A 20663-nucleotide genomic window follows, 5' to 3' on the forward strand; every position below is an offset into this window, starting at 1 on the left:
GTTCACCGCGCGATAAACGGCACCGCTGCCCGCTCGTCCAGCAGCCCGCGGACCTGCTCGGCGTCCTCCTCGAACCGCAGGCCCTCGAAGAGTCCCAGGGCGCTCCGCAGACAGGCCTCGGCGCGGGCCCGCTGCCCCAGCCGGCCGAGACTGACGCCGAGGGTCCTGAGCAGCCCGCTCTCCAATATCGCGCCGATCTTGCGGGCCGGCGGCAGGAACGTCTCGGCGACCCGCGCCGCGAGCGCGTACCGCCCCTCCTCCGCGTGGATCTCGGCGATCAGGCCGCCGGACGCGGCCTCGAAGGAGGTCACATGCAGCGAACGGAAGAGGGCCAGGCCCTCGTCGGCCCACCGCAGGGCCTCGTCCCGCTCCCCGCACAGCCGCAGGACCCGGGCCATGTAGTACAGCCCGACGGCCGTCGACAGCGACTCCCGGTCGCCGAGCAGCCCGACGCCGCGCTCGGCCGCCGCCCGCGCCTCCGCGAGGCGGCCCTGGCGGGCGTAGTTGAAGGCCAGCTCGCCCAGCGCGGTGCCCTCCGCGGTCGTCTCGCCCAGTGAGCGGAAGAGCCGCACCGACGCCTCGCCGTGCACGACCGCGTCCTCGGGCCGGCCGCAGACCCGGACCTGGGCGCACAGCATGAGCCGGATCCAGGCGCACAGCGGCAGGTCGGCGTCGTGGTCGCAGAGTTCGAGGCCGCGCCGGAGCTGGGTACCGGCCTCGGTGAACGCGCTGGCGTGCCACAGCGCGTTCCCCAGCACGTAGCGGGCCAGGGCCTCGGACCGGCGGTCGCGGCGCCGGGCGGCGACCTCGGCGACCTGCCGGGCCTGTTCCGTCACCGCCGCGAGGTGGGCCATGCCGAAGAGGGCGGTGTTCAGCCGGTCGACGAGGTCGGCGGCCCGGGCGAGCGGCAGGCCGTCGTCGGCGCAGGCGCGGTCGACCAGCGCGCGTTGCAGGGCGGCTTCCTCGCGCATCCAGTCGGCGGCCTCCCGCGCGGTGGCGAAGCCGAGGCCGGGGGAGTCCAGGGGGGCGTCGATGAGCGTCCGTTCGCCGGGCTCCGCCGAGTGCGCGACGACATCGGCGTTGCGGGCGGTGGCCAGACAGAAGTCGAGGAGGCCGGCGACGGCGCGGGAGGTCGTCGCGGGGGAGTCCTCGCGGGCGTTCCTGGCCCGGGCGAAGACGCGGACGAGGTCGTGGAAGTGGTAGCGGTCCAGGCGGTGGGACTCCAGGAGGTTGCGTTCGACGAGGGATTCCAGCAGCTCCTCGGCCTCCTCGACGCCGAGGCCCAGCAGCGCCGCGGCGCTCGGCAGGGCGAGGTCCGGCACGTCCAGGGCGGACAACAGCCGGAAGGCGCGGGCCTGTTCGGCGCCGAGAGTGGCGTAGGAGAGCTCGAAGGCGGCGTCCACGGCCGCGTCACCGGTGCGCAGTTCGGCCAGGCGGCCGCGTTCGTCGGCCAGCCGGCGGACCATGTCCGCGAGCGGCCGGCCGGGTTCCGCCGCCAGGCGGGAGGCGACGATCCGCAGGGCCAGCGGCAGATATCCGCAGGCGGCCACGAGCGCGGTGGCGGCCTCGGGCTCCGCGTCCACGGCGCGTCGGCCGACGGTCCGGCGCAGCAGGTCGAGGGCCTCGGCCTGGGGCATGACGTCCAGTCGCAGGTGCCGTGCCCCGGCCAGCCCGGTGAGCCAGGCGCGGCTGGTGGCCAGCACGGTGCAGTGGGCGGTGCCGGGGATCAGCGGGCGGAGCTGCTCGGAGGAGGCCGCGTTGTCCAGCAGCAGGAGTACCCGGCGGTCGGCCAGCAGCGAGCGGTAGAGGGCCGTCCGTTCGCCGGCGTCCTCCGGGACGTCCTCGTCCGCGGTGCCCAACTGGCGCAGGAGCTCGGCCAGTACGGTGTGCGGGTCCGCCGGGTCGGGGTCGGCGCCGCGCAGGTCGGCGTAGAGGCGCCCGTCCGGGAAGGCGTCGGCGCCGAGGCCGTGGACGGTGTGGACGGCGAGCGTGGTCTTGCCGATGCCGGCCATGCCGTTGACCGCCGAGACGACGACGGCCGAGGCGTCCGGCCGGGTCAGCATCCCGGTGAGCTCGCGGAGCTGTTCGTCGCGCCCGGTGAAGCCGGCGACGGGGGAGGGGAAGACGCCGCCGACCGTGGGCGGGAGCTGCCGGTGGTCCGGCTCGGGCAGGCGCAGGGTGGGGTCGGAGGCGAGGATCCGCCGGTGCAGCGCGGTCAGTTCGGCGCCGGGCGCACGCTCCGCGGGCGGCAGATGGCGGAGTTCGGTGCCGAGATACCGGCGCGTGTCCTCGTACACGCCCAGGGCCTCGGCCTGGCGGCCGGCGCGGTACAGCGCCAGCATCTGCACCGCGCGCAGCCGTTGGCTCGCCGGGTACTCCATGACCAGGGCGCCCGCCTCGGCCACGAGACGGTGCCGGTCGCCGAGTTCGGCGTCGAGTTCGATCCGGGCCTCCAGCAGGGACTGCCGCATCCGGTCGCAGCGGGTGCGCAGCGCCCGGGCGTGGGGGCCGTGGAGGCCGGCCAGCGGTTCGCCGGTCCATAATTCCAGGGCGCCGTCGAGGACGTCGCGGGCCTGTCCGGCGGTGCCGCCCGCGGCCCGGATCTCCCCGGCCCGCGCCAGGGCGCGCTCGAAGGCCCAGGTGTCCACGGCGCGGGCGGGCACGCGCAGCGCGTAGCCGTCCCCGACGGTGACGATCAGCGGCTCGGCGGTGTGCCGGGCGAGGGCCCGGCGCAGCCGCCACACATGGGTGCGGACGGAGTGCTCGGGCCGGGACGGGCGGTCGGCCTCGTCCCACACCCCCTCCACGAGCAGCGGCAGCGCCACGGCCCGGCCGGCGGCGGCCAGCAGGACCGCGAGCACCTCGTGCGACCTGGACTGGCCGAGATCCACCGGCGTGCCGTCGTACCAGGCCCGCACCGGGCCGAGCAGGGCGAACTCCGGTCCTGGGGCTGGGGGGTTCACCGGGCGGCCGTGGGCGCGGCGTGGGCCGGACGGTTCGTTCTCATCGACAATGCGAGACCTTTCCGGTGGGGTGGTCCATCCTTTACGGACCTTTACGGACAGGTCTCGACCATCACGGGCGCCGCTGTACAAACGATCAACGACCCATAAACGGAAATGTGGGCCGAAAGCACGGTGAGCCGGTGGGGGAGCCGGGACCTATCGGAAGACGGGTGCCTGGTACGGGGCGACGGGCCCCTGATGGGCCTTCTCGTGCTGGAGGGCCGTCAGCCGGCGCACGAAGAGCACGGCGACGACGGCGGCCACGATGTCGAGGACGTCGGAGACCATCAGCGCGACGACGGCCTGGCGGATCTCCTCGGGGGACTCGGCCCTGATGTACATCCGCCCGCTCGCGCGGCCGAGGACCAGGGTGGCGATCCACAGGCCCCACCACCAGTTCATGACCGTGCGCGGGGCGCGGCGGGGTGAGCCGTCGGGCCCGTACGGCAGGCTCGCCGCCCAGACGTCGTTCGCCATCTTCTTCGGGAACCAGAGGCAGACCGCGGGGGTGATCCATGCCCACACGGCCCAGCCCCGGCGCATCCGGTGCCCGTCCGGCCGGAAGACCTCGGCGTTGATCCGCACGCGGCGGAACCAGATGACGAAGACGACGGCGGAGGCCAGCAGCGCGAGGGTCTGCACGAGCCCGGAGCCGGCCTCCAGCAGGTCGGCCCGGTCGACCTCGTCCTGGGTGACGAAACCGGGGTTGTCGACCATCCTGTTCGCCACCCCGAGCATGGTGTACCCGGCGAAGAGCGAGAGGACGTCGGTGAGTGCGCAGACCCCCAGCAGCACGACCGCCGCCCGCGCGAGCCCCTCGGGGGAGGCGAGGTGTGCGGGCAGGCGCGGGGCGGGGGCGTACGGCGGGGCCGCGTGAGCGGGCGGTGCGGGCTGCGCGTACGGGTACGGCTGCGGCGCCGCCGGAGGGGCGCCGGCGACGCCGCCCGCCTCGCAGGCGACGCAGAGCCCGGATTCACTCACCGCCGGGTTCGACCGGCATCGTGAACACAACATGAAACAACCTCTTTGTCCTGATCCGGTGCACAGATGTGCCTGTGCACCGGATTGGAGACGCCTATGAGGGCCATAAGGTTGTACGGGCAGTAGCGCGGCCATTACCTGCCGCACAGGCGGACCCGGCATATGTGCTTCAGCGGCCCGGCAATTCCCGGTAATTCAGCGGAACACTCCCCGGTCAGCAGGAGAGGTTTCCGCCCGGCGCCACGCCGAGGATTTGGGTGAAGCGCTGATAGCTCGCCACCCGGCTCTGCACCTGGCCGGGATTGCGGCCGTTGCACTCCATGGCCCCGTTGATGCTGCGAATGGTCTCGCCGAAGCCCCGGCCGTTGACGATGGCCTCGTGCGGCGTCATGGTCCCGGGTCCGCGCTGGGTGTTCCAGTACCACAGCGCGGCCTTCCAGGAGACGGCCGCGTCGTTCTGCACCAGCGAGGGGTTGTGGAGCAGGTCGATGCCGAGGGCGTCGCCCGCCGCCTTGTAGTTGTAGTTCCAGCTGAGCTGGAGGGGGCCGCGGCCGTAGTACGCGGCCTGGCCGGCCGGGCAGCCGTAGGGCCGGTTCGCCTCGCAGTAGTGCGGGTAGTTGGCGGTGTTCTGCTCCACGATGTGGACCAGCCCGCCGGTCTCGTGGTCCACGTTGGCCAGGAAGGCGGCGGCCTCCTGCTGCCGGACCTCCCTGCTGCCGGTGCCGGCGAAGCCCGGGTACGCGCCCAGCGCGGCGACCAGGCCGTTGTACGTGTAGAAGGCGTTCCGCCTCGGGAACATCTGCTGGAACTGGGCCTCGCTCACCGGGAAGGCGCCGGGCCGGGTGTCGCCGCCGTCCTGGCAGGTGTACGGGTCCCAGTACCAGGTGCTGATGACCGGGTCGTAGCCGGGATTGTCGTGCTCGGCGACGTAGTACCGCCCGTCCGTGTACCGGACGACCGTCCCCGCCGAATACCAGCTGCCGGCGGCCCAGTTGGGCGCGCTGTCGCAGACCCCGGCGGTGCTCGCCGTGGCCGAGGGGGCGGCGGTGACGAGGGCCGTGCCGATCAGGGCCAGTACGGCCAGCAGCAGGGCGGCGATGCGATGTCTTCTCACGGCGGCTCCTGTGGGGAGTTGGCGAGGTGCGCTCGCTGACGGGCGAACAGGACGGATCCGACGTGCCGGACCTGTCGCCATCGCGCAGTGAATATCCCCCGCGACTTTGCTGTCAATAGCACACGCGAAATCCGTCCCAACTCATTTCACCAGCCAACGACTTCAGGACAATCGCGGCCTACAGGTCTTGCGGGCGGGTCGGTGGACATGACATTCATAGGTCCGAAGCCGGACATGCGCCGATGGGTCGACGTTGTCCCCTTGGCTTCGTGCGCCGGCGAGCCGCTCCGGCTCCGCCATGCCGGCGTTCCCTTCCTTTCCGGTCATGCGATCCGCTCCGGACAACCCCTCACAAGGAGAGTTCATGCGTGCGTTGAAGCCTGCGCGATTCGCGGTCACCGCCCTGGTGGCCGCCGTCACCGGAATCGCCATTGCGGCAGGACCGGCGTCCGCCGACGTACCGATCGGCCAGCCGCAGAACGGCAAGATGACCTACTACAACGACAAGGGCTACGGCGCCTGCGGGACGCCCATCGACGCCTCCTCCCAGGACCTGGTCGCGGTCCCGGCCGCCTGGTGGACCTCCGCCAACCCCAACAACGACCAGCTCTGCAAGGGCATATCGGTCGAGGTCAGCTACAACGGCAGGACCATCAGAGTCCCGGTCAGGGACAAGTGCCCCTCGTGCGACCGGACCCACATCGACCTCAGCCAGACGGCCTTCCAGAAGCTGGCGCCGCTCGACCGGGGCGTGGTCAACGGCATCACCTGGAAGTTCGTGCGCTGACAACGGCGGTGGGCCGGGACGACCGCGCAGGCGGCGGGGTCCCGGCCCGCTCCCCCGTGGGGTACCGAGGGTACCGACGTGCGTGCATCGCACCCGCGTTCGGTCAACGTGCCTTACTCTGCTCCCTCGTACGAGCACTTCCTCGTAACTCCCTCGTACAAGCAGCAGAACCAGGAGCCCCCCATGCCCTCCATATCCAGACGAATATCCCTGCGCCGCACGGCAGGTACGGCCGCCACGGCCGCCGCCCTGGCCGCCGTGCTCACCGCTCCGCCGGCCCTCGCCGCGGCCCCCCAGCCGCCGGCCCAACGCACCCAGCACGTCGAGTACTTCACCGGACCCGACGGACACCCCCGCCACACCACCGTCCCCGCGTCGCCCGCACCGTCCGCAACGCTGCGCCCCTCCGTGCGCGGTGACGGCGACGTCCTGCCGATCGTGCGGAACGGACCGGTCCAGGACAAGCTGGACGTCGTCTTCATCGGCGACGGCTACACCGCGGACCAGCAGGGCGACTTCCACACCGCCGTCCGTGCCAAGTGGGCGAAGATGTCCGCCGTCGAGCCCTACGCCTCGTACCGCGGCCTCTTCAATGTCTGGGCGGTCGACGCAGTGTCCCGGGATTCGGGGGTCTCCGGAGACCCGGGCAAGGACGTCGTCAAGGACACCGCACTGCGCTCCGCCTTCTTCTGCGACGGGATCGAGCGGCTGCTGTGCGTCGACACCGGCCGGGTGGAGGCGTATGCGGCGAAGGCCCCCGCCGCCGACCTCGTCGTGGTGCTGTCCCACTCCGCCAAGTACGGCGGCGCGGGCTACAACGACGTGGTGTCCAAGGTGGGTTACGAGGGGATCGCCACGGCGTCCTCCGACGACCCGAGGTCCGATCAGATAGCCGTCCACGAGACCGGCCACTCCCTCGGCAAGCTCGCCGACGAGTACCAGTACGACGACTACGGCACCTACACCGGCGGCGAACCGGGCAACGTCAACATCAGCACGCTCACCGCCGAGGACATGAGGAACCGGCGGAGCAAGTGGTACCGCTGGATCGGCCGAACCTCCCCGGACGGCGGCACGGTCGGCACGTACGAGGGCGGAGGCTACTACCCCAAGGGTCTCTTCCGTCCCACCAAGAACTCGATCATGCGCACCCTGGGCCGGGAGTTCAACCTGCCGGGCAGTGAGGCCATGATCGCCGGCTTCCACCGTCATGCGAGCGTGCTGACGAGCGACCTCGGCCCGGCCACCCGGCTCGGCCGGAACGACCGCGTCACCGTACGGACGAGCGCCGCCACCGTCACGGTGCGCTGGTACGTCGACGGACGCGAGGTCCGCGACGCCCGGGGCCGCGCGTCGGTCACCCCGCGCTCCCTCGGCGTCCCGGCCGACGGCCGCGGGCACCGCGTGACCGCGCAGGCCGCCGACACCACCGAGGCCGTGCGCGACCCCCAGGTGCGCAAGCTCCTGCGCGGCTCGCTCAGTTGGGAGACGGCAATGCGCTGATCCGTCCGGGAGCCGGGGCCCTTGCGGCGGGGTGGCGCGGTGCGGTGGGCTGTTCGTCATGGAGAAGATCCGTATGACGAAGAGGAGCACGCTCGCGCTGGTCGCCCTTCTTATCGCGGGGGCCCTCGCCCCGGGCGCGCCGGGCCCGTACGCGCAGGCCGCCGGACGCGGTGCCGCCGGCGCGTCCCCGTCGGCCGTCCCGTTCCCGGACCCGGGGGTGGACCTGGACACGGTGACGATCCCGGAACTGCAGGCCCGCATGGCGGACGGTGCGCTGACCTCGTCGGCCCTGACCGCCGCGTACCTGTGGCGCATCAGGACGGTCGATCCCCGGATCAACGCCGTCCTGCGCGTCGACCCGACGGCCCCGCGCCAGGCGGCCGCCAGCGATGACCGCCACCGGCGGGGCGCCGTCCGCGGACCGCTCGACGGCATCCCGGTCCTGCTCAAGGACAATGTGGACACCCGTTCCATGCCGACCACGGCCGGGTCGCTGGCCCTGGCAGGGAGACCCCCGGCCACCGACGCGGCCCTGGTGACCCGGCTGCGGGACGCCGGGGCGGTGATCCTCGGCAAGACCAATCTGTCCGAGTGGGCGAACTTCCGCGCGGCGAAGCCGACATCGGGGTGGTCGGCGGTGGGCGGCCAGACCCGTAACCCTTATGTGCTGGACCGCAACCCGTGCGGGTCGTCCGCCGGCTCGGCCGCCGCGCTCGCCGCGTCGCTGGCCCAGGTGGCCATCGGCACCGAGACGGACGGGTCCATCGTCTGCCCGGCCGGGATGAACGGGGTGGTCGGCCACAAGCCCAGCCTCGGACTGGTCGACCGGGCCGGTGTGGTGCCGATCTCCGCCGAGCAGGACACCGCGGGGCCCATGGCCCGCAACGTGACCGACGCGGCGCTCACCCTCTCGGTGATCGGCGGGGGCGCGGCCCCGCCGGTCCGCCCCGGCGGCCTGCGGGGCAAGCGGATCGGCCTGTGGCGGCTGCCCGAACTCGGGCCGGAGGTGGACGCGTTGATGACCCGCACCGCCGACAGCCTCCGCGGCGCGGGGGCCGAGGTCGTCGAGGTGACACCCCCGTACCAGCGCAGGCTCGCCGAACTCGAATTCCCGGCGCTCCTGAGCGAGTTCCACCGGGACATCGACGCCTACCTCGCCACCCGTGACGGCCCCCGCGACCTCGCCCGGCTGATCGCGTTCAACCGGGCCCATCCCGGGGAGCGGACCTGCTTCGCCGGTCAGGAACTGTTCGAACAGGCCCTCTCCGCGCCCGCCACCACCGATCCGGCGTACCGGGCCCGACGCGCCGAGCTGAGGACCCTCTCCCGGCGGTCCATCGACGAGACCCTGGCCGCCCACCGGCTCGACGCCATCGCCGCACCGGCCAACCCGCCCGCCTGGACGACCGATTGCGCACGGGGCGACAACGACATCGTCCCGTCCTCCACCCCCGCGGCCGTGGCGGGCTACCCCTCGCTGTCGTTGCCCGCCGGCTTCGTCGGCCGGCTCCCCGTCGGACTGCTCCTGACGGCCGGTGACCACCAGGACGCCGGACTGCTGTCCCTGGGGGCCGCGGTGGAGCACCGGCTGGATGCCCGGCGGGCGCCGCGCTATCTGCCGTCGGTGGGTCCGGACACGCCTAGGTGAACAACTGAGTGAACAACCGAGTGAACAACTAGGTGAGCAACTGGGTGAGCAACTCCGCCATATGATCGGCGAACGCGGTGAGCCCGTCCAGCCGCGGTCCGTCGCGGGCGATCCGGAATCCGTGGCGGCGGCCCCAGAACGCGGCCTGGACGGCGTGCAACTGGGCCCACCGCAGGACGCGTTCGCGATCGACCTCCGCGGCGTCGGCGAACGCGTCCACGACGCGGTGGACGGCCCCGAGCAGATCGTCCGCTTCCAGCAGCGCCGGCGCACGGGACTTGAGGAGTGTGCCCGCGTCGTAGGCGCGGTCCCCCACGAGTCTCTTCGGGTCGACGGCCAGCCACGGTTCGCGTTCCGCGCGCAGGATGTTCCCGGCGTGCAGGTCGCCGTGGACGAGGGTGTCCGGCTGGACGCGGCCCAGCTCGCGGACGGTCGCCACGGCGGCGTCCACCGTGCGGCGCGGCAGCGTGTGCGTCAACTCCGCACTGTCCTTGAGGAGTTGTTCCTCCCAGGCGTCGGCCAGGCCGCTCAGCCGGGGCAGGCCGGGCGGCGCGGGGACGCCCAGCCGGTGGCTGAGCCGTCCCGCGACGGCCACCACCGTGTCGCCGTCGGCGACCTCCGCCAGGGAGGAGGGCCGGACCCGTTCCAGCAGCATGGCGAACCGGTCGTCGTCGCGCTCGTACAGCAGGACGGCCCCGCGCCCGCCCCAGGCCGCGAACGCGTCCGGCTCATGACGGTTGCCGGGATGCGGGAACGACACCTTCAGCACCGCCGCACCCGCCCCGCGCCGGCGCACCGGGACGACGACGCCGACACCCCCGTGCGCGATCTCGCCGTCCGGTACACAACTCCACTGCTCCAGCAGCCCGTTCACGATCGCCGGCAGCTCCGCGAGCCATGCGGCCCCCGTGTCGCCCTCGCGCTCGATCGTGCCCCGCGCGAACTCCCTCGGAATCCCGGTCATCCGGGCACCCTACGTGCCGGAGAGGTCGCTCAGGCGTTCCCCGGTGCGGTGGAGTTCGACGAGCAGGGGCCGCAGGGCCCGTCCGGCCGGGGTGAGGGTGTAGCGGGTGCGGACGGGGAATCCGGGGAGGCGCTCCTGGGTGAGCAGGCCGCGTTCGCGGAGGGCGTGCAGCCGGTCGGTGAGCACCTTGGGACTGATCTCGGGGAGCCGTTCGCGCAGCGTGCCGAAGGAGTGCGGGGAGTGCATCAGCTCGCGCAGGACGAGGGTGGTCCAGCGCCCGGCGACCGCCGCCAGGGCGATCTCGACCGGGCAGCCCGTCTCCGGCCGGGCGGTGCGGCCGGGTCCGGGCGGCACCAGACCGGCGTCCCAGGCGTGGCTTTCCGTTTGGTGAGCCACGTCGGGACCGGTTTGGCTGACGTCATGAGCATCGATACGCATTCCGGGCACGACCACGACCCTACCGGCGCCTCCGCGACTTCTGTCACCCTCGGCACTTCTGTCACCCTCGCCTCGGAGGCCCGGCTGCACCCCGAAGCGTTCGCCGCCGCGTTCAACTCGGGCAGCCCCCGGGACCTCGCCCGGGTCTACGACGAGGGGGCGGTCTTCGTGCCCCGTCCCGGCGAGACGGTCACGGGACCGGAACTGGCGGCCGCCAACGCCCGGTTCCAGGGGCTCGGGCTGCCCATCGACGTCCGCCCGCGGCACACATACGTCGCCGACGACATCGCGCTGCTGATCGTCGACTGGGTCATCGACGGCCGTCGTCCGGACGGTGAGCACGTCCGTATCGAGGGCACGGCCACCGACGTGGCCCGGCGCGGGCCGGACGGCCTGTGGCGGTATGTCATCGACAACCCCTTCGGCACGGCGGACCGTTGAGGACGCCTCCTGTCCGCAGGGGCCAGTAGGGTCGGCCGCATGACCCTCTCCCCGCAAGAACGCGAGCGGTTCCTGGCCGAACCGCATGTCGGTGCGCTGTCGGTCGTCGAACGACCGGACCGCGCCCCGCTGACGGTCCCGATCTGGTACCAGTACACGCCGGGCGGCGAACTGTGGGTGCGCACCGGCCCCGATTCCCGGAAGGCGCGGGCGATCCGGTCCGCGGGGCGCTTCGCCCTGATGGTGCAGCGGACCGAACCGACCGTGCGCTACGTATCGGTGGAGGGGCCGGTGACCCGGACGGCACCGGACAGCGAGGAGCGGTCCCGGGAACTGGCCGCCCGCTACCTCCCGGAGGACAAGGTCGCCGACTACGTCGCCTACGACCGGGCCCGGCTCGGCGGCCATGTCCTCGTCTTCATGCGGCCGGAGCACTGGGTGTCGGCCGACCTGGGGGCCTTCTGACCCGTCCCGGGCGGTCGTTCAGACGACGGTGCTCAGGGCCGCCGCGACCGCGAAGCCGGTGACGGAGAGGACGGACTCCAGGACCGTCCACGACCGGAGGGTGTCGCGCTCCGGGATGCCGAAGTATTTCGCCACGATCCAGAAGCCGCCGTCGTTGACGTGCGAGGCGAAGATCGAGCCGGCCGAGATCGCCGTGATGACCAGCGCGAGAAAGGCCCGGGAGTGACCGGCGCCCTCGACCAGCGGGACCGTGATGCCCGCGGTGGCGACGATCGCGACGGTGGCCGAGCCCTGGGCCACGCGCAGGACCAGGGAGATCAGATAGGCGAGGACGATCACGGGCAGGCCCATGCCGTCGAAGGCGTCCGCGAGGGCACCGGCGATGCCGGAGCCCTTGAGGACGGCGCCGAAGACACCACCGGCGCCCACCACGAGGAGGATGTTGCCGACGGGCTTCAGCGAGGAGGCCGAGACCCTCTCCAGCGACCTGCGGGACCAGCCGCGGCGGATGCCGAGCAGGCAGTACGCCATGAGCAGGGCGATCGTCAGGGCCACGAACGGGTTGCCGAAGAACTCGACGACGGACCGCGGCGCCGACGGGGCGAACATGACGGAGGAGAAGGTGGCGGCCAGGATCAGCAGCAGCGGCGTGCCGATGATGACGAGCACGGTGGCGAGGGAGACGGGGGCCTCGCTGCGCGTACCGCCCGCCGCCCGCTGCTCGGCGGCGACCGCGGCCCTGGCCTCCTCGGCGGCCTCGGCCATGTCCCGGGGGACGGGGACGAAGACGCGCCCGCCGATCCAGTTCGCGTAGACCCAGGCCGCGAGCACGGCGGGGAGGCCGCAGACGGCGCCCATGACGACGACCCAGCCCAGCGGGACGTCGAACAGGCCGGCCGCGGCGACCGGGCCGGGGTGCGGCGGCAGGAACGCGTGGGTCATCGACAGCCCCGCCAGCAGCGGCATCGCGTACAACAGGACCGATTTTCCCGAGCGCTTGGCGGCGGCGTAGACGATCGGCGCGAGGACGAGGACGCCGACGTCGAAGAAGACGGGGATGCCGAGGACCAGGCCGGTGAGGCCCATGGCGACGGGGGCGCGGCGCTCCCCGAAGAGGTCCAGCAGCCGGCGGGAGAGGACCTCGGCGCCGCCCGACACCTCCAGGATCGAGCCGAGCATCGTGCCGAGACCGATGATGATCGCGACGTGTCCGAGGATGCCGCCCATCCCGCTCTCGATCATCGGGACGGCGGCGGACTTCTGCACGGTGCCGAAGAGTTCGGTGACCGGGATCCCCGCGGACAGGCCGACCGCGACGGAGACCGCGAGGAGGGCCACGAACGGCTGCAGCCTGACCTTGATGATGAGGAGGAGCAGGAGGGCGATGCCGAGGACGGCGACGGTCAGCAGCCCGCCCGTACCGCCGACGATGGCCAACAGGCCACCGGTGCGGGGAGTTTCGGGGGGTGCGGCAGCGGCGTACAACAGGGGAACTCCCTAGCGGCTCGAACGACTGGATCCGATGGGCCGGTTCTGTTGACCTGGTGCTGGCCGGGATGTTAGGCACGGTGCAGCGAAGTACGCAACGAACATTGCGCAGGATGCAACGATCGCCCAAAGCAAGGGAGTTGCCGCCATGGCCCTGGTCTTCCGCAACGCCCGTGTCGTCGACGGCTCCGGAGGTGCCTCCTACCGCGCCGACGTCGCCGTCCGGGACGGCCGCATTCATGAGATCCGCAGGGAGGGGGAGGGCAGGAGGCCCTCCGCCCGGAGGGTCCTCGACGCCGACGGCCTCGCCCTGGCCCCCGGTTTCATCGACATGCACGCGCACAGCGACCTCGCGCTGCTGCGCGACCCGGACCACAGCGCGAAGGCCGCCCAGGGCGTGACCCTGGAAGTGCTGGGCCAGGACGGCCTGTCCTACGCGCCCGTCGACGACCGCACCCTCGCGGACGTACGGCGGGCCATCACCGGGTGGAACGGTGACGGCTCCGACATCGACTTCGACTGGCGGAGCGTCGGCGAGTACCTGGACCGGCTCGACCGCGGCCACGGCGGCCGGGGCATCGCGGTGAACGCCGCGTACCTCGTCCCCCAGGGGACGGTCCGCATGCACGTCATGGGCTGGGAGGACCGCGACCCGAGGCCCGAAGAGCTCGACCGGATGCGCGAGTTGGTCGCCGAGGGCCTCCGGCAGGGCGCGGTCGGCATGTCGTCGGGCCTGACCTACACCCCCGGCATGTACGCCGGGGACGGCGAACTGGCCGAACTGTGCCGGGTGGTGGCCTCGTACGGCGGCTACTACTGCCCGCACCACCGCTCGTACGGCGCGGGGGCCCTCCGGGCGTACCAGGAGATGATCGACCTCACCCGGGAGGCCGGCTGTGCGCTCCACCTCGCCCACGCGACCATGAACTTCGGTGTGAACAAGGGCAGGGCGCCCGAGCTGCTGGAGCTCCTGGACCGGGCGCTGGAGCGGGGCGCCGACATCACCCTGGACACCTATCCCTACACCCCGGGGTGCACCACCCTCGTCGCCGTGCTGCCGAGCTGGGCGAGCGAGGGCGGACCGCAGGCGGTGCTGGACCGCCTCGCGGACGACGACACCGCGGAACGCATCCGGCACGAACTGGAGGACGTCGGCTCCGACGGCTGCCACGGCGTGCCCGTCGCGTGGGACACCATCGAGATCTCCGGCGTCTCCGACCCCGGTCTGGCCTCCTTCGTCGGCAGGACGATCGAGGAGACCGCCCGGACGAGGGGAGAGACCCCCTGGGCCACGGCGCGGCGGCTCCTGACCGACGACCGGCTCGGATCGACGATCCTGCAGCACGTCGGCCACGAGGAGAACGTCCGCCTCATCATGAAGCACCGTACGCACACGGCCGGTTCGGACGGCATCCTCCAGGGGCACAAGCCCCACCCCCGCGCCTACGGCACCTTCCCCCACTACCTCGGGACGTACGTCCGCGAGCTCGGCGAGCTCTCCCTGGAGGAGTGCGTGGCGCACCTGACCTCGCGGCCGGCGGCCCGGCTGCGGCTGGCGGACCGGGGCCTGGTCCGCGAGGGGTACGTCGCCGACCTGGTCCTCTTCGACCCCGGGACGGTGGCCGCGGGCTCGTCGTTCGAGGCGCCGCGGACCCTGCCGGCCGGCATCCCCCATGTCCTGGTCGACGGGCGCTTCGTCATCGAGGACGGCCGGCGCACCCAGGTGCTCGCGGGGAGGTCGGTCCGCCGCACCCCGCGGGAGCCGTGAGCGGCCCCGTACCATCCCCCGCACCACCGACCGAAAGGCTCCACTCCATGATCATCGTCGCCGGGGAAGCCCTTATCGACCTCGTTCCCACGGGCCTCCGGGACGTCGACGGGCTCGACGCCGGACCCGACGACGGCCTTCCCGCCCTGCTGCCCAGGCGCGGCGGCGGCCCCTACAACACGGCCGTCGCCCTGGCCCGTCTCGGCACCCCCACCGCGTTCTGCTCCCGGCTGTCCACCGACCGCTTCGGACAGGCCCTGATGAGCGGCCTGAGGGCGGACGGCGTGGACACCTCCCTGGTCCGTCGCGGCCCCGAACCCACCGCCCTGGCCGTGGCACACGTCGGCGACGACGGCTCGGCCGCGTACTCCTTCCACGTCGAGGGCACCGCGGACCGCCTGTTCACCGCCCCGGACGCCCTTCCCGGAGCGGCCCGCGCCGTCTCCTTCGGCACCTGCTCCCTGGCCCTCGAACCGGGCGCGAGCGCCTACGAGGACCTGATGCGACGCGCGTCCGCCCGCGGCCTGTTCACGGCCCTCGACCCGAACGTCCGCCCCGGCATCGTCCCCGACGCGGACGCCTACCGGGCCCGCTTCCGTTCCTGGCTCCCGCACGTCACCCTCCTCAAGCTCTCGGAGGAGGACGCGGCCTGGCTCACGGGCGGGGAGGGCGACCCGGCGGACGCGGCCCGGGAGTGGCTGGCCGCGGGCCCGTACGCCGTCGTCCTCACCCGCGGCGGCGCGGGGCTGACGGTCCTCACCCGCGACGGCCTCGAACTGTCCGTCCCCGGCGAGCCGGTGACCGTCGTGGACACCATCGGCGCGGGCGACACCGTCAACGCCGCGCTGCTGCACCGGCTCGACGGCCACGGCGCCCTCACCGCGTCCCCCGCCCTCGACGCCCGCCAGTGGCGCGACATCCTGGCCTTCGCGGCCCGCGCGGCCGCGGTCACCTGCTCGCGGGCCGGCGCCCGGCCCCCGCACGCCGGCGAACTCGCCGTGTCTCCCGTCGGCTGAGGCGGCCGGGGCCGGTCACGGAACCGGCGTCCCGGCCTGCCGGACGAGTCCCCGGACGGACTCCTCCGGCCGTTCCATGGTGAACGGGATGGCCCCGGCGGCCAGCGCCCCCCGTCCGGCAGCGGCGGCCAGCCCCTCGAAGTCGTCCGCGGGCTCCGGGCCCTCCGGCAGCCCGAGCCCGAGGTCGTCGGCCACGAACAGCACCATCACCCCCGCGCTCCGCGCGGTTTCGCACCAGCCCGGGGGAATCGGCAACGGCATCGGGCCGACGAACGGCCGGGGGAGTCCGGACGACCCGGCCGTGAAACACCCCTCGCGGTAGGACGCCCGCCAGGTCGGCACCCGGTGGATGGTCTGCCGCCCCAGGGCGACCGGGCGGAGGCCGGCACCGAGCGCCGCCGACACCATCCCGCCGGGCGGACGGCGGCCTCCTCGCCGCGCCGGGAGGTTCTCCTCCACCATGACGTAGGCCATCCCCACACCCTGGCCCCGCAGGGCCAGTGCTGCTCGCACCCGAATCCTCATACGCCGTTCAACGAATGTGACGGTCCGGCGTGGTCTGCTCCCTTTGTCTTGGGACAGAGACGTGACACGGCCGTGCCGGTCACCGCCGGCGGGAGACCACGATGCGTGCCCCGCGTGCCGGGACATGGGTGACCTGGCGGGAGCACGACGCCTCCGGACGGGGGCGGTCGGGGTGCAGGTCGTAGCGGGTGAGCACCTCGCGCAGCACGACCGTCGCCTCCAGCAGGGCGAAGCCCGCACCGGGGCAGCGGCGTGCCCCGCCCCCGAAGGGGATCCACGCCGGGGACGGGGACCGGCCGTCCAGGAACCGTTCCGGACGGAAGGCGTCCGGTCGTTCCTGGCGTGCCGGGTCGTCGTGCACCAGGCCGATGGCGGGCATGACCGTCGTCCCCCGGGGAAGCCGGTACCCCGCGACGGTGAACGGTTCGGTGAGGCACCGGGCCACCTGGTAGACCACCGGCCTGCGGCGCAGCGTCTCCTTGACGACCGCGGTGAGGTGGGCGTCGTCGCCCTCGTCGGCGGCCCGCTGCGCCCTGCGCAACTGCTCGGGGTGGCGGCTGAGTTCATGGAGGACCCAGGCCAGCCCGGTCGCGGTGGTCTCGTGACCGGCGAGGAGGAGCGTGACGAGCTGGTCGCGCAGCTCCGCGTCGCCGAAGCCGCCGCCGTCCGGCGACGCGGTCGCCCGCAGCAGGTGGGCGAGCACATCGTTCCCGTCGTCCGGTGCCGCCCGCCGGTCGGCCGCCTGGGCGTCGATCAGGGCGTCCAGCCTGCGCCGGACGTCCAGGTACCGGCGCCAGGGGCGCAGCCGCGACAGGTACGGGTGGGACAGCCCGAGCATGGTGAGCTGGCCCATGTCGGTGAGCCGGCGGGTCAGCGGCCGCAGTTCGGCCAGTCGCTCCTGCGCGGTCACGCCGAGGACCAGCCGGCTGATGACCTCCAGCGTCAGGTCCCGCATGCGCCGATGGGCGCCGAACACCTGGCCCACCGGCCACCGTTCGACCTCCGCGACGGCCGCGGTCCGCATCGTGTCCTCGTAGGCGCGCAGGGCCGGTCCGCTGAAGGCGGGGAGCAACAGCCGCCGTGCCCTGCGGTGTTCGTCCCCGTCGGCGAGGAGCAGCGAACGGTCGCCCATGACGGGCCGCAGCACGGCGTTGCCCTCGCCCGCGTGCAGGACGCCGACCGGCCCGCCGAAGATCTCGTCGACGTCCTCCTGCCGGGCCAGGATCACGACCGGGCGCCGGACCGGCGCCGCCAGGTCGAGCGAGAACACGTCACCGTACGTGCGCCGCAGGCGGGGGAACCAGCGGTCCCGGCAGCGGACGAACAACAGGGTCTGCACGAGGGGAGGCAGACGCGGCCCGGGCGGCCGGGCGGGCCGGTGCGAGGAGGTGGACTTTCCCGGCATGGTGACCCCCGCGGTCGCGCGACGCTGATGTCCTGCCGGACAGTAGTCTTCCCGGCCCGCGCCCGGGTCCACCCCCGGGGCGCCCGGCGCGGCGGCCCGGCTACGCAGGTCCCGGCGGCAGGGTGAGAGTGCTGACCGCGCCGCCGTCGGGGGCGTTGGAGAACTCCAGCCGGGCACCGATCGTCCGGGCCTGCCCGGCGGCGATCGTCAGCCCCAGGCCGTGTCCCTTGTGGCCCGCGGCCGGTTCCGTGCGGAACCGCTGAGGTCCCTGGTCCAGCAGGTACGCGGGGTATCCGGCGCCGTGGTCGCGGATCGTGATCACCGGTCCGTCCACGGTCAGGGTGACCGGCGGGCGGCCGTGGCGATGGGCGTTGAGCAGCAGATTGCCCAACACCCGCTCCAGGCGCCGCCGGTCGGTGTCCACGCACGCGTCCCGGACGACATGGACCTCCGCCTCCTGGCCGGGGACGCGCGCCGCGCTCCGGACCAGCGGGCCGAGCAGATACGAGTCGAGGTCCGCCCGTTCGGTCGCCGAGTCCAGCCGGGATATCTCCAGCAGGTCGTCGGTGAGCCGGCACAGATGGTGCACCCGGTCGCGGACCAGCTCCGTGGGCCGTCCGTCCGGCAGCAGGTCCGCGGACGCGCGCAGACCCGCGAGCGGGGTGCGCAGCTCATGGGCGACGTCGGCGGTGAACCGCTGCTCGGTGCGCAGCCGTTCCTGCAGCGCGGACGCCATGGCGTCCAGCGCGGCGGCCACGTCCGCGACCTCGTCCCGTCCCCGTGCGGCGTTCCCGTCCGCCGGGCCGTCGTCCGGTGCGGTGAGGTCGCCCGCCGTGAGATCGCCCGTGCTGATGCGGCGGGCCACGGCGGCCGTCCGGCGCAGCCGCCGCGTGACGCGCGAGACCGCGAACGAGCCGGCCAGCAGCGCGCACACGATGGCCACGCCCCCGGAGATCACCATGGCGTGGTCCAGGCCGGCGAGGGTCTCGGACCCCTGGCCGTAGTCGGCCCGCGCCGCCAGCACGGTGCCGTCCGCCGGGCGGGCCGCCCACATGACCGGCCGGCCCTCGAAGGAGCCCAGCACGGTGCCGCGCTCTCCGCGCAGCGCCATGTCCCGCAGGGCTGCGGGGAGTTCCGGCGGGTCCAGCCGGCCGCAGGGCGGCAGCGGGTTCCCGGCGACGTAGGCGTCGGTGGTGTCGTCCAGCTTGGCCAGGGCGGCGGCCCGGGCCTGCTGCACGGTCTGGTCGCGGACGTCGCCGTGCACCAGGACGCCGATCACCACGGCGACCGTGCAGCAGGCGGCGACCAGCAGGAGGGCGAACTTGGCGTGCAGCGTCCCGGTCCAGGCGCGCAGCTTCCGCAGCGCGGTCACGGTGCCCCCTTCGCGGGCGGCGAGGCGGAGCCGCCCCGTGTCCGGCGGTACTCCTGGGACTGGAACTCCATGGACTTCTGCGCCGCGTCCCACGAGTACACGGTGCGCTGCTGGTAGTCGGGGGTGGCCGTGTCCTCCCAGAGGATCAGGTCGCGGCCGGACACCTGGACCGAGCGGACGGCGGCGGGGTAGGCCATCACGCGGACGGGCTTGCCGTCGCGCAGGGTGTAGGCGCGCAGCGAGGTGAAGCCGTCGCCCATGTCGATGCCGATGATCAACTCGTCCCGGCCGTCACCGGTCAGGTCGTGGTACTCGGGCCTGCGCACCGGGCAGCCCGCCCCGATCGCCGTGCAGCGCAGCACTTTGGCACGGGTCGCCGCGTCCAGTGCCTCCGGCCCGTCGGCCTTGGCCGGGGCGGAGCCGATGTCGGCCTTGACCGTGGCCAGCGGGTCCGCTGCGCGGATGTCCCCGGCGGGCGGGGGCGCGGTCCGGTTCCGCGGGCCGGGCCCCGGCGTGGCGGTCCACAGGGTCCGCGGTGCGGCGACGGCCGGCACGGGGCCGGTGCTCACCGGGTCCGAGCGGTCGGCGCAGCCGGCCAGCGGCAGCGCCACGGCCAGGGCGGCCGTGGCGAGCAGGGCGCGACGGCGGGTCCGCCGTACCGGGCGGGGCCGCTCGGCGACGGCCGCGAGGCGTCGATGACGCGGCGTGCGGGGCTGGTTGCTGTGTGAAGTCGGCATAGGGGGTGGTGGCCGGTGGCCGGTGGCTGTCCGCGGGCCCGGACGGCCGGGTCTTCTGCCTGCCGAGCATGCGGGATGCGGTGAACCGTGGGGTGGATGGTAGCCTATCTTCCTTTTGTCGCATTCCCAATGCTGATCTTTGCGGGGTGCGGGGCGGCGCGGCTCCCGATGGGGCGCGCCTGCGCCAACTCCCGCTCGCCGCCCGGGGGATCGCCCCACCGCCCGTCGGTAATCCCATGGCGTGGGACGCGGCCGCGCGTCTAGGTTGAAGCCTTCCGCCGCGAAGGAGCGAACGTGTCCACCACGCCCCACCGCCAAGCACTGATCATCGGAGCCTCCCGGGGGTTGGGGCTCGTCCTTGCCGACGAGCTCGCCCGGCGCGGCTGGCGGGTCATCGCCACGACGCGCCGGACCGGAGGCGAGTTGCAGGCCGGGGCCGCCGCCCGGAATGGCCAACTGAGGGTCGAATCCCTGGAGATGACGAGCCCCGAACAGCTCGCCGCCCTGCGCGGGCGCCTGGAGGGCTGCCGGCTCGATCTGCTCTTCGTCAACGCCGCGATCGACCGGGGCGACCTGCCGATCTCCGAGGTCCCGGCCGAGATGTTCACCGAGGTGATGATCACCAACGCGTTGAGCCCGCTGCGTGCCCTGGAGGCCCTCCGCGGGCTCGTCGCGCCCGGCGGGACCGTCGCGGTCATGTCCTCCGAGCAGGGCAGCATCTCGCGCAACACCGAGGGCGGATACGAGCTCTACAAGGCCAGCAAGGCGGCGCTCAACCAGCTGATGCGCAGCTACGCCACCCGCCATGCCGACGACGGTCACGCCAAGCTGCTCATCGACCCCGGCCACAACCGGACCCGGCTCGGCGGCCCCGACGCGCCGCTCGCTCCCGAGGAGAGCATCCCGGCCGTCGTCGACGTCCTCGAAGCCCAGGCCGGCTCCCCCGGCCTGCAGTTCCTGGACCGCCACGGCGAGACCGTCCCCTGGTAGGGCCCCGGCCCGGCCG

Annotated in this window: 18 protein-coding genes; 8 read left to right on the forward strand and 10 right to left on the reverse strand. The window is 73.4% G+C overall.

Going from position 1 to position 20663, the window contains the following annotated elements; translation table 11 throughout:
• Positions 1-2 precede the first annotated feature (2 nt).
• The 3 genes from AB8735_RS33415 to AB8735_RS33425 all read right to left on the reverse strand — a co-directional run bounded on the left by AB8735_RS33415 (position 3) and on the right by AB8735_RS33425 (position 5100).
• Positions 3-2963, reverse strand: a complete 2961-nt coding sequence (locus AB8735_RS33415) for a BTAD domain-containing putative transcriptional regulator (protein ID WP_372411404.1) — start codon at positions 2961-2963, stop codon at positions 3-5.
• 198 nt (positions 2964-3161) lie between these two features.
• On the reverse strand, positions 3162-3986 hold the full coding sequence (locus AB8735_RS33420) for a DUF4328 domain-containing protein (protein ID WP_372411405.1): 825 nt from the start codon (positions 3984-3986) through the stop codon (positions 3162-3164).
• 214 nt (positions 3987-4200) lie between these two features.
• On the reverse strand, positions 4201-5100 hold the full coding sequence (locus AB8735_RS33425; protein WP_372411406.1) for a glycoside hydrolase family 19 protein: 900 nt from the start codon (positions 5098-5100) through the stop codon (positions 4201-4203).
• Between the two features lie 364 nt (positions 5101-5464).
• On the opposite strand from AB8735_RS33425, the gene AB8735_RS33430 reads away from it, so the two are divergent.
• The 3 genes from AB8735_RS33430 (at position 5465) to AB8735_RS33440 (ending at position 9038) form a co-directional block, all read left to right on the forward strand.
• Positions 5465-5887, forward strand: a complete 423-nt coding sequence (locus AB8735_RS33430) for a cysteine/serine endopeptidase inhibitor (RefSeq protein WP_344031654.1) — start codon at positions 5465-5467, stop codon at positions 5885-5887.
• 183 nt (positions 5888-6070) lie between these two features.
• On the forward strand, positions 6071-7390 hold the full coding sequence (locus AB8735_RS33435; RefSeq protein ID WP_372411407.1) for a M64 family metallopeptidase: 1320 nt from the start codon (positions 6071-6073) through the stop codon (positions 7388-7390).
• 73 nt (positions 7391-7463) lie between these two features.
• Positions 7464-9038: an amidase family protein gene (locus AB8735_RS33440; protein WP_372411408.1), complete on the forward strand. Its 1575-nt coding sequence runs from the start codon at positions 7464-7466 to the stop codon at positions 9036-9038.
• Between the two features lie 28 nt (positions 9039-9066).
• Here AB8735_RS33440 and AB8735_RS33445 read toward each other — a convergent pair whose 3' ends face one another.
• Entirely contained in the window at positions 9067-10002 is a 936-nt protein-coding gene (locus AB8735_RS33445) for an aminoglycoside phosphotransferase family protein (protein WP_372411409.1), read from the reverse strand.
• 9 nt (positions 10003-10011) lie between these two features.
• Complete coding sequence (locus AB8735_RS33450) at positions 10012-10398, reverse strand: winged helix-turn-helix transcriptional regulator (protein WP_372411410.1); 387 nt, start codon at positions 10396-10398, stop codon at positions 10012-10014.
• A 24-nt stretch (positions 10399-10422) separates the two neighbouring features.
• Between AB8735_RS33450 and AB8735_RS33455 the strand changes: the two genes are divergently transcribed.
• Together AB8735_RS33455 and AB8735_RS33460 are read left to right on the forward strand one after the other, a co-directional pair.
• Complete coding sequence (locus AB8735_RS33455; RefSeq protein ID WP_372411411.1) at positions 10423-10881, forward strand: DUF4440 domain-containing protein; 459 nt, start codon at positions 10423-10425, stop codon at positions 10879-10881.
• A 39-nt stretch (positions 10882-10920) separates the two neighbouring features.
• On the forward strand, positions 10921-11346 hold the full coding sequence (locus AB8735_RS33460; protein WP_372411412.1) for a pyridoxamine 5'-phosphate oxidase family protein: 426 nt from the start codon (positions 10921-10923) through the stop codon (positions 11344-11346).
• 18 nt (positions 11347-11364) lie between these two features.
• Here the strand turns inward: AB8735_RS33460 and AB8735_RS33465 are convergent, their stop codons facing one another.
• A complete protein-coding gene (locus tag AB8735_RS33465; protein ID WP_344031749.1) occupies positions 11365-12834 on the reverse strand; it encodes a gluconate:H+ symporter in 1470 nt (489 codons plus the stop codon).
• A 148-nt stretch (positions 12835-12982) separates the two neighbouring features.
• Between AB8735_RS33465 and AB8735_RS33470 the strand changes: the two genes are divergently transcribed.
• Positions 12983-14602 (forward strand): amidohydrolase family protein, encoded by a 1620-nt coding sequence (locus AB8735_RS33470; protein ID WP_372411413.1) that lies wholly within the window; start codon positions 12983-12985, stop codon positions 14600-14602.
• Between the two features lie 47 nt (positions 14603-14649).
• Positions 14650-15618, forward strand: coding sequence for a carbohydrate kinase (locus AB8735_RS33475; protein WP_372411414.1), 969 nt, complete (start codon positions 14650-14652; stop codon positions 15616-15618).
• 15 nt (positions 15619-15633) lie between these two features.
• On the opposite strand, the gene AB8735_RS33480 is transcribed toward AB8735_RS33475, so the two are convergent.
• The 4 genes from AB8735_RS33480 to AB8735_RS33495 all read right to left on the reverse strand — a co-directional run bounded on the left by AB8735_RS33480 (position 15634) and on the right by AB8735_RS33495 (position 19657).
• Complete coding sequence (locus AB8735_RS33480; protein WP_372411415.1) at positions 15634-16131, reverse strand: hypothetical protein; 498 nt, start codon at positions 16129-16131, stop codon at positions 15634-15636.
• A gap of 91 nt (positions 16132-16222) precedes the next feature.
• Positions 16223-17548 carry a cytochrome P450 gene (locus AB8735_RS33485; RefSeq protein WP_372411416.1) on the reverse strand — a complete coding sequence of 442 codons (1326 nt, stop codon included), beginning with the start codon at positions 17546-17548 and terminating at the stop codon, positions 16223-16225.
• Between the two features lie 100 nt (positions 17549-17648).
• A complete protein-coding gene (locus tag AB8735_RS33490) occupies positions 17649-18920 on the reverse strand; it encodes a sensor histidine kinase (RefSeq protein ID WP_372411417.1) in 1272 nt (423 codons plus the stop codon).
• A complete protein-coding gene (locus AB8735_RS33495; RefSeq protein WP_372411418.1) occupies positions 18917-19657 on the reverse strand; it encodes a hypothetical protein in 741 nt (246 codons plus the stop codon). Before AB8735_RS33495 ends, AB8735_RS33490 begins: the two co-directional genes overlap by 4 nt.
• A gap of 294 nt (positions 19658-19951) precedes the next feature.
• Here AB8735_RS33495 and AB8735_RS33500 point away from each other — a divergent pair, with 294 nt between their 5' ends.
• Entirely contained in the window at positions 19952-20647 is a 696-nt protein-coding gene (locus AB8735_RS33500) for an SDR family NAD(P)-dependent oxidoreductase (protein WP_372411419.1), read from the forward strand.
• The last annotated feature ends 16 nt before the right edge of the window (positions 20648-20663 follow it).

It is taken from the genome of Streptomyces luteireticuli, from assembly GCF_041519305.1.
GTDB classification, from domain to species: Bacteria; Actinomycetota; Actinomycetes; order Streptomycetales; family Streptomycetaceae; genus Streptomyces; species Streptomyces luteireticuli.

What these genes read in the sequence shown, in the direction of transcription:
- AB8735_RS33430 (WP_344031654.1), top strand. Translation starts at nt 5,465, where the DNA reads ATGCGTGCGTTGAAGCCTGCGCGATTCGCGGTCACCGCCCTGGTGGCC.
- AB8735_RS33435 (WP_372411407.1), top strand. Translation starts at nt 6,071, where the DNA reads ATGCCCTCCATATCCAGACGAATATCCCTGCGCCGCACGGCAGGTACG.
- AB8735_RS33440 (WP_372411408.1), top strand. Translation starts at nt 7,464, where the DNA reads ATGACGAAGAGGAGCACGCTCGCGCTGGTCGCCCTTCTTATCGCGGGG.
- AB8735_RS33445 (WP_372411409.1), bottom strand. Translation starts at nt 10,002, where the DNA reads ATGACCGGGATTCCGAGGGAGTTCGCGCGGGGCACGATCGAGCGCGAG.
- AB8735_RS33455 (WP_372411411.1), top strand. Translation starts at nt 10,423, where the DNA reads ATGAGCATCGATACGCATTCCGGGCACGACCACGACCCTACCGGCGCC.
- AB8735_RS33460 (WP_372411412.1), top strand. Translation starts at nt 10,921, where the DNA reads ATGACCCTCTCCCCGCAAGAACGCGAGCGGTTCCTGGCCGAACCGCAT.
- AB8735_RS33470 (WP_372411413.1), top strand. Translation starts at nt 12,983, where the DNA reads ATGGCCCTGGTCTTCCGCAACGCCCGTGTCGTCGACGGCTCCGGAGGT.
- AB8735_RS33475 (WP_372411414.1), top strand. Translation starts at nt 14,650, where the DNA reads ATGATCATCGTCGCCGGGGAAGCCCTTATCGACCTCGTTCCCACGGGC.
- AB8735_RS33485 (WP_372411416.1), bottom strand. Translation starts at nt 17,548, where the DNA reads ATGCCGGGAAAGTCCACCTCCTCGCACCGGCCCGCCCGGCCGCCCGGG.
- AB8735_RS33495 (WP_372411418.1), bottom strand. Translation starts at nt 19,657, where the DNA reads ATGCCGACTTCACACAGCAACCAGCCCCGCACGCCGCGTCATCGACGC.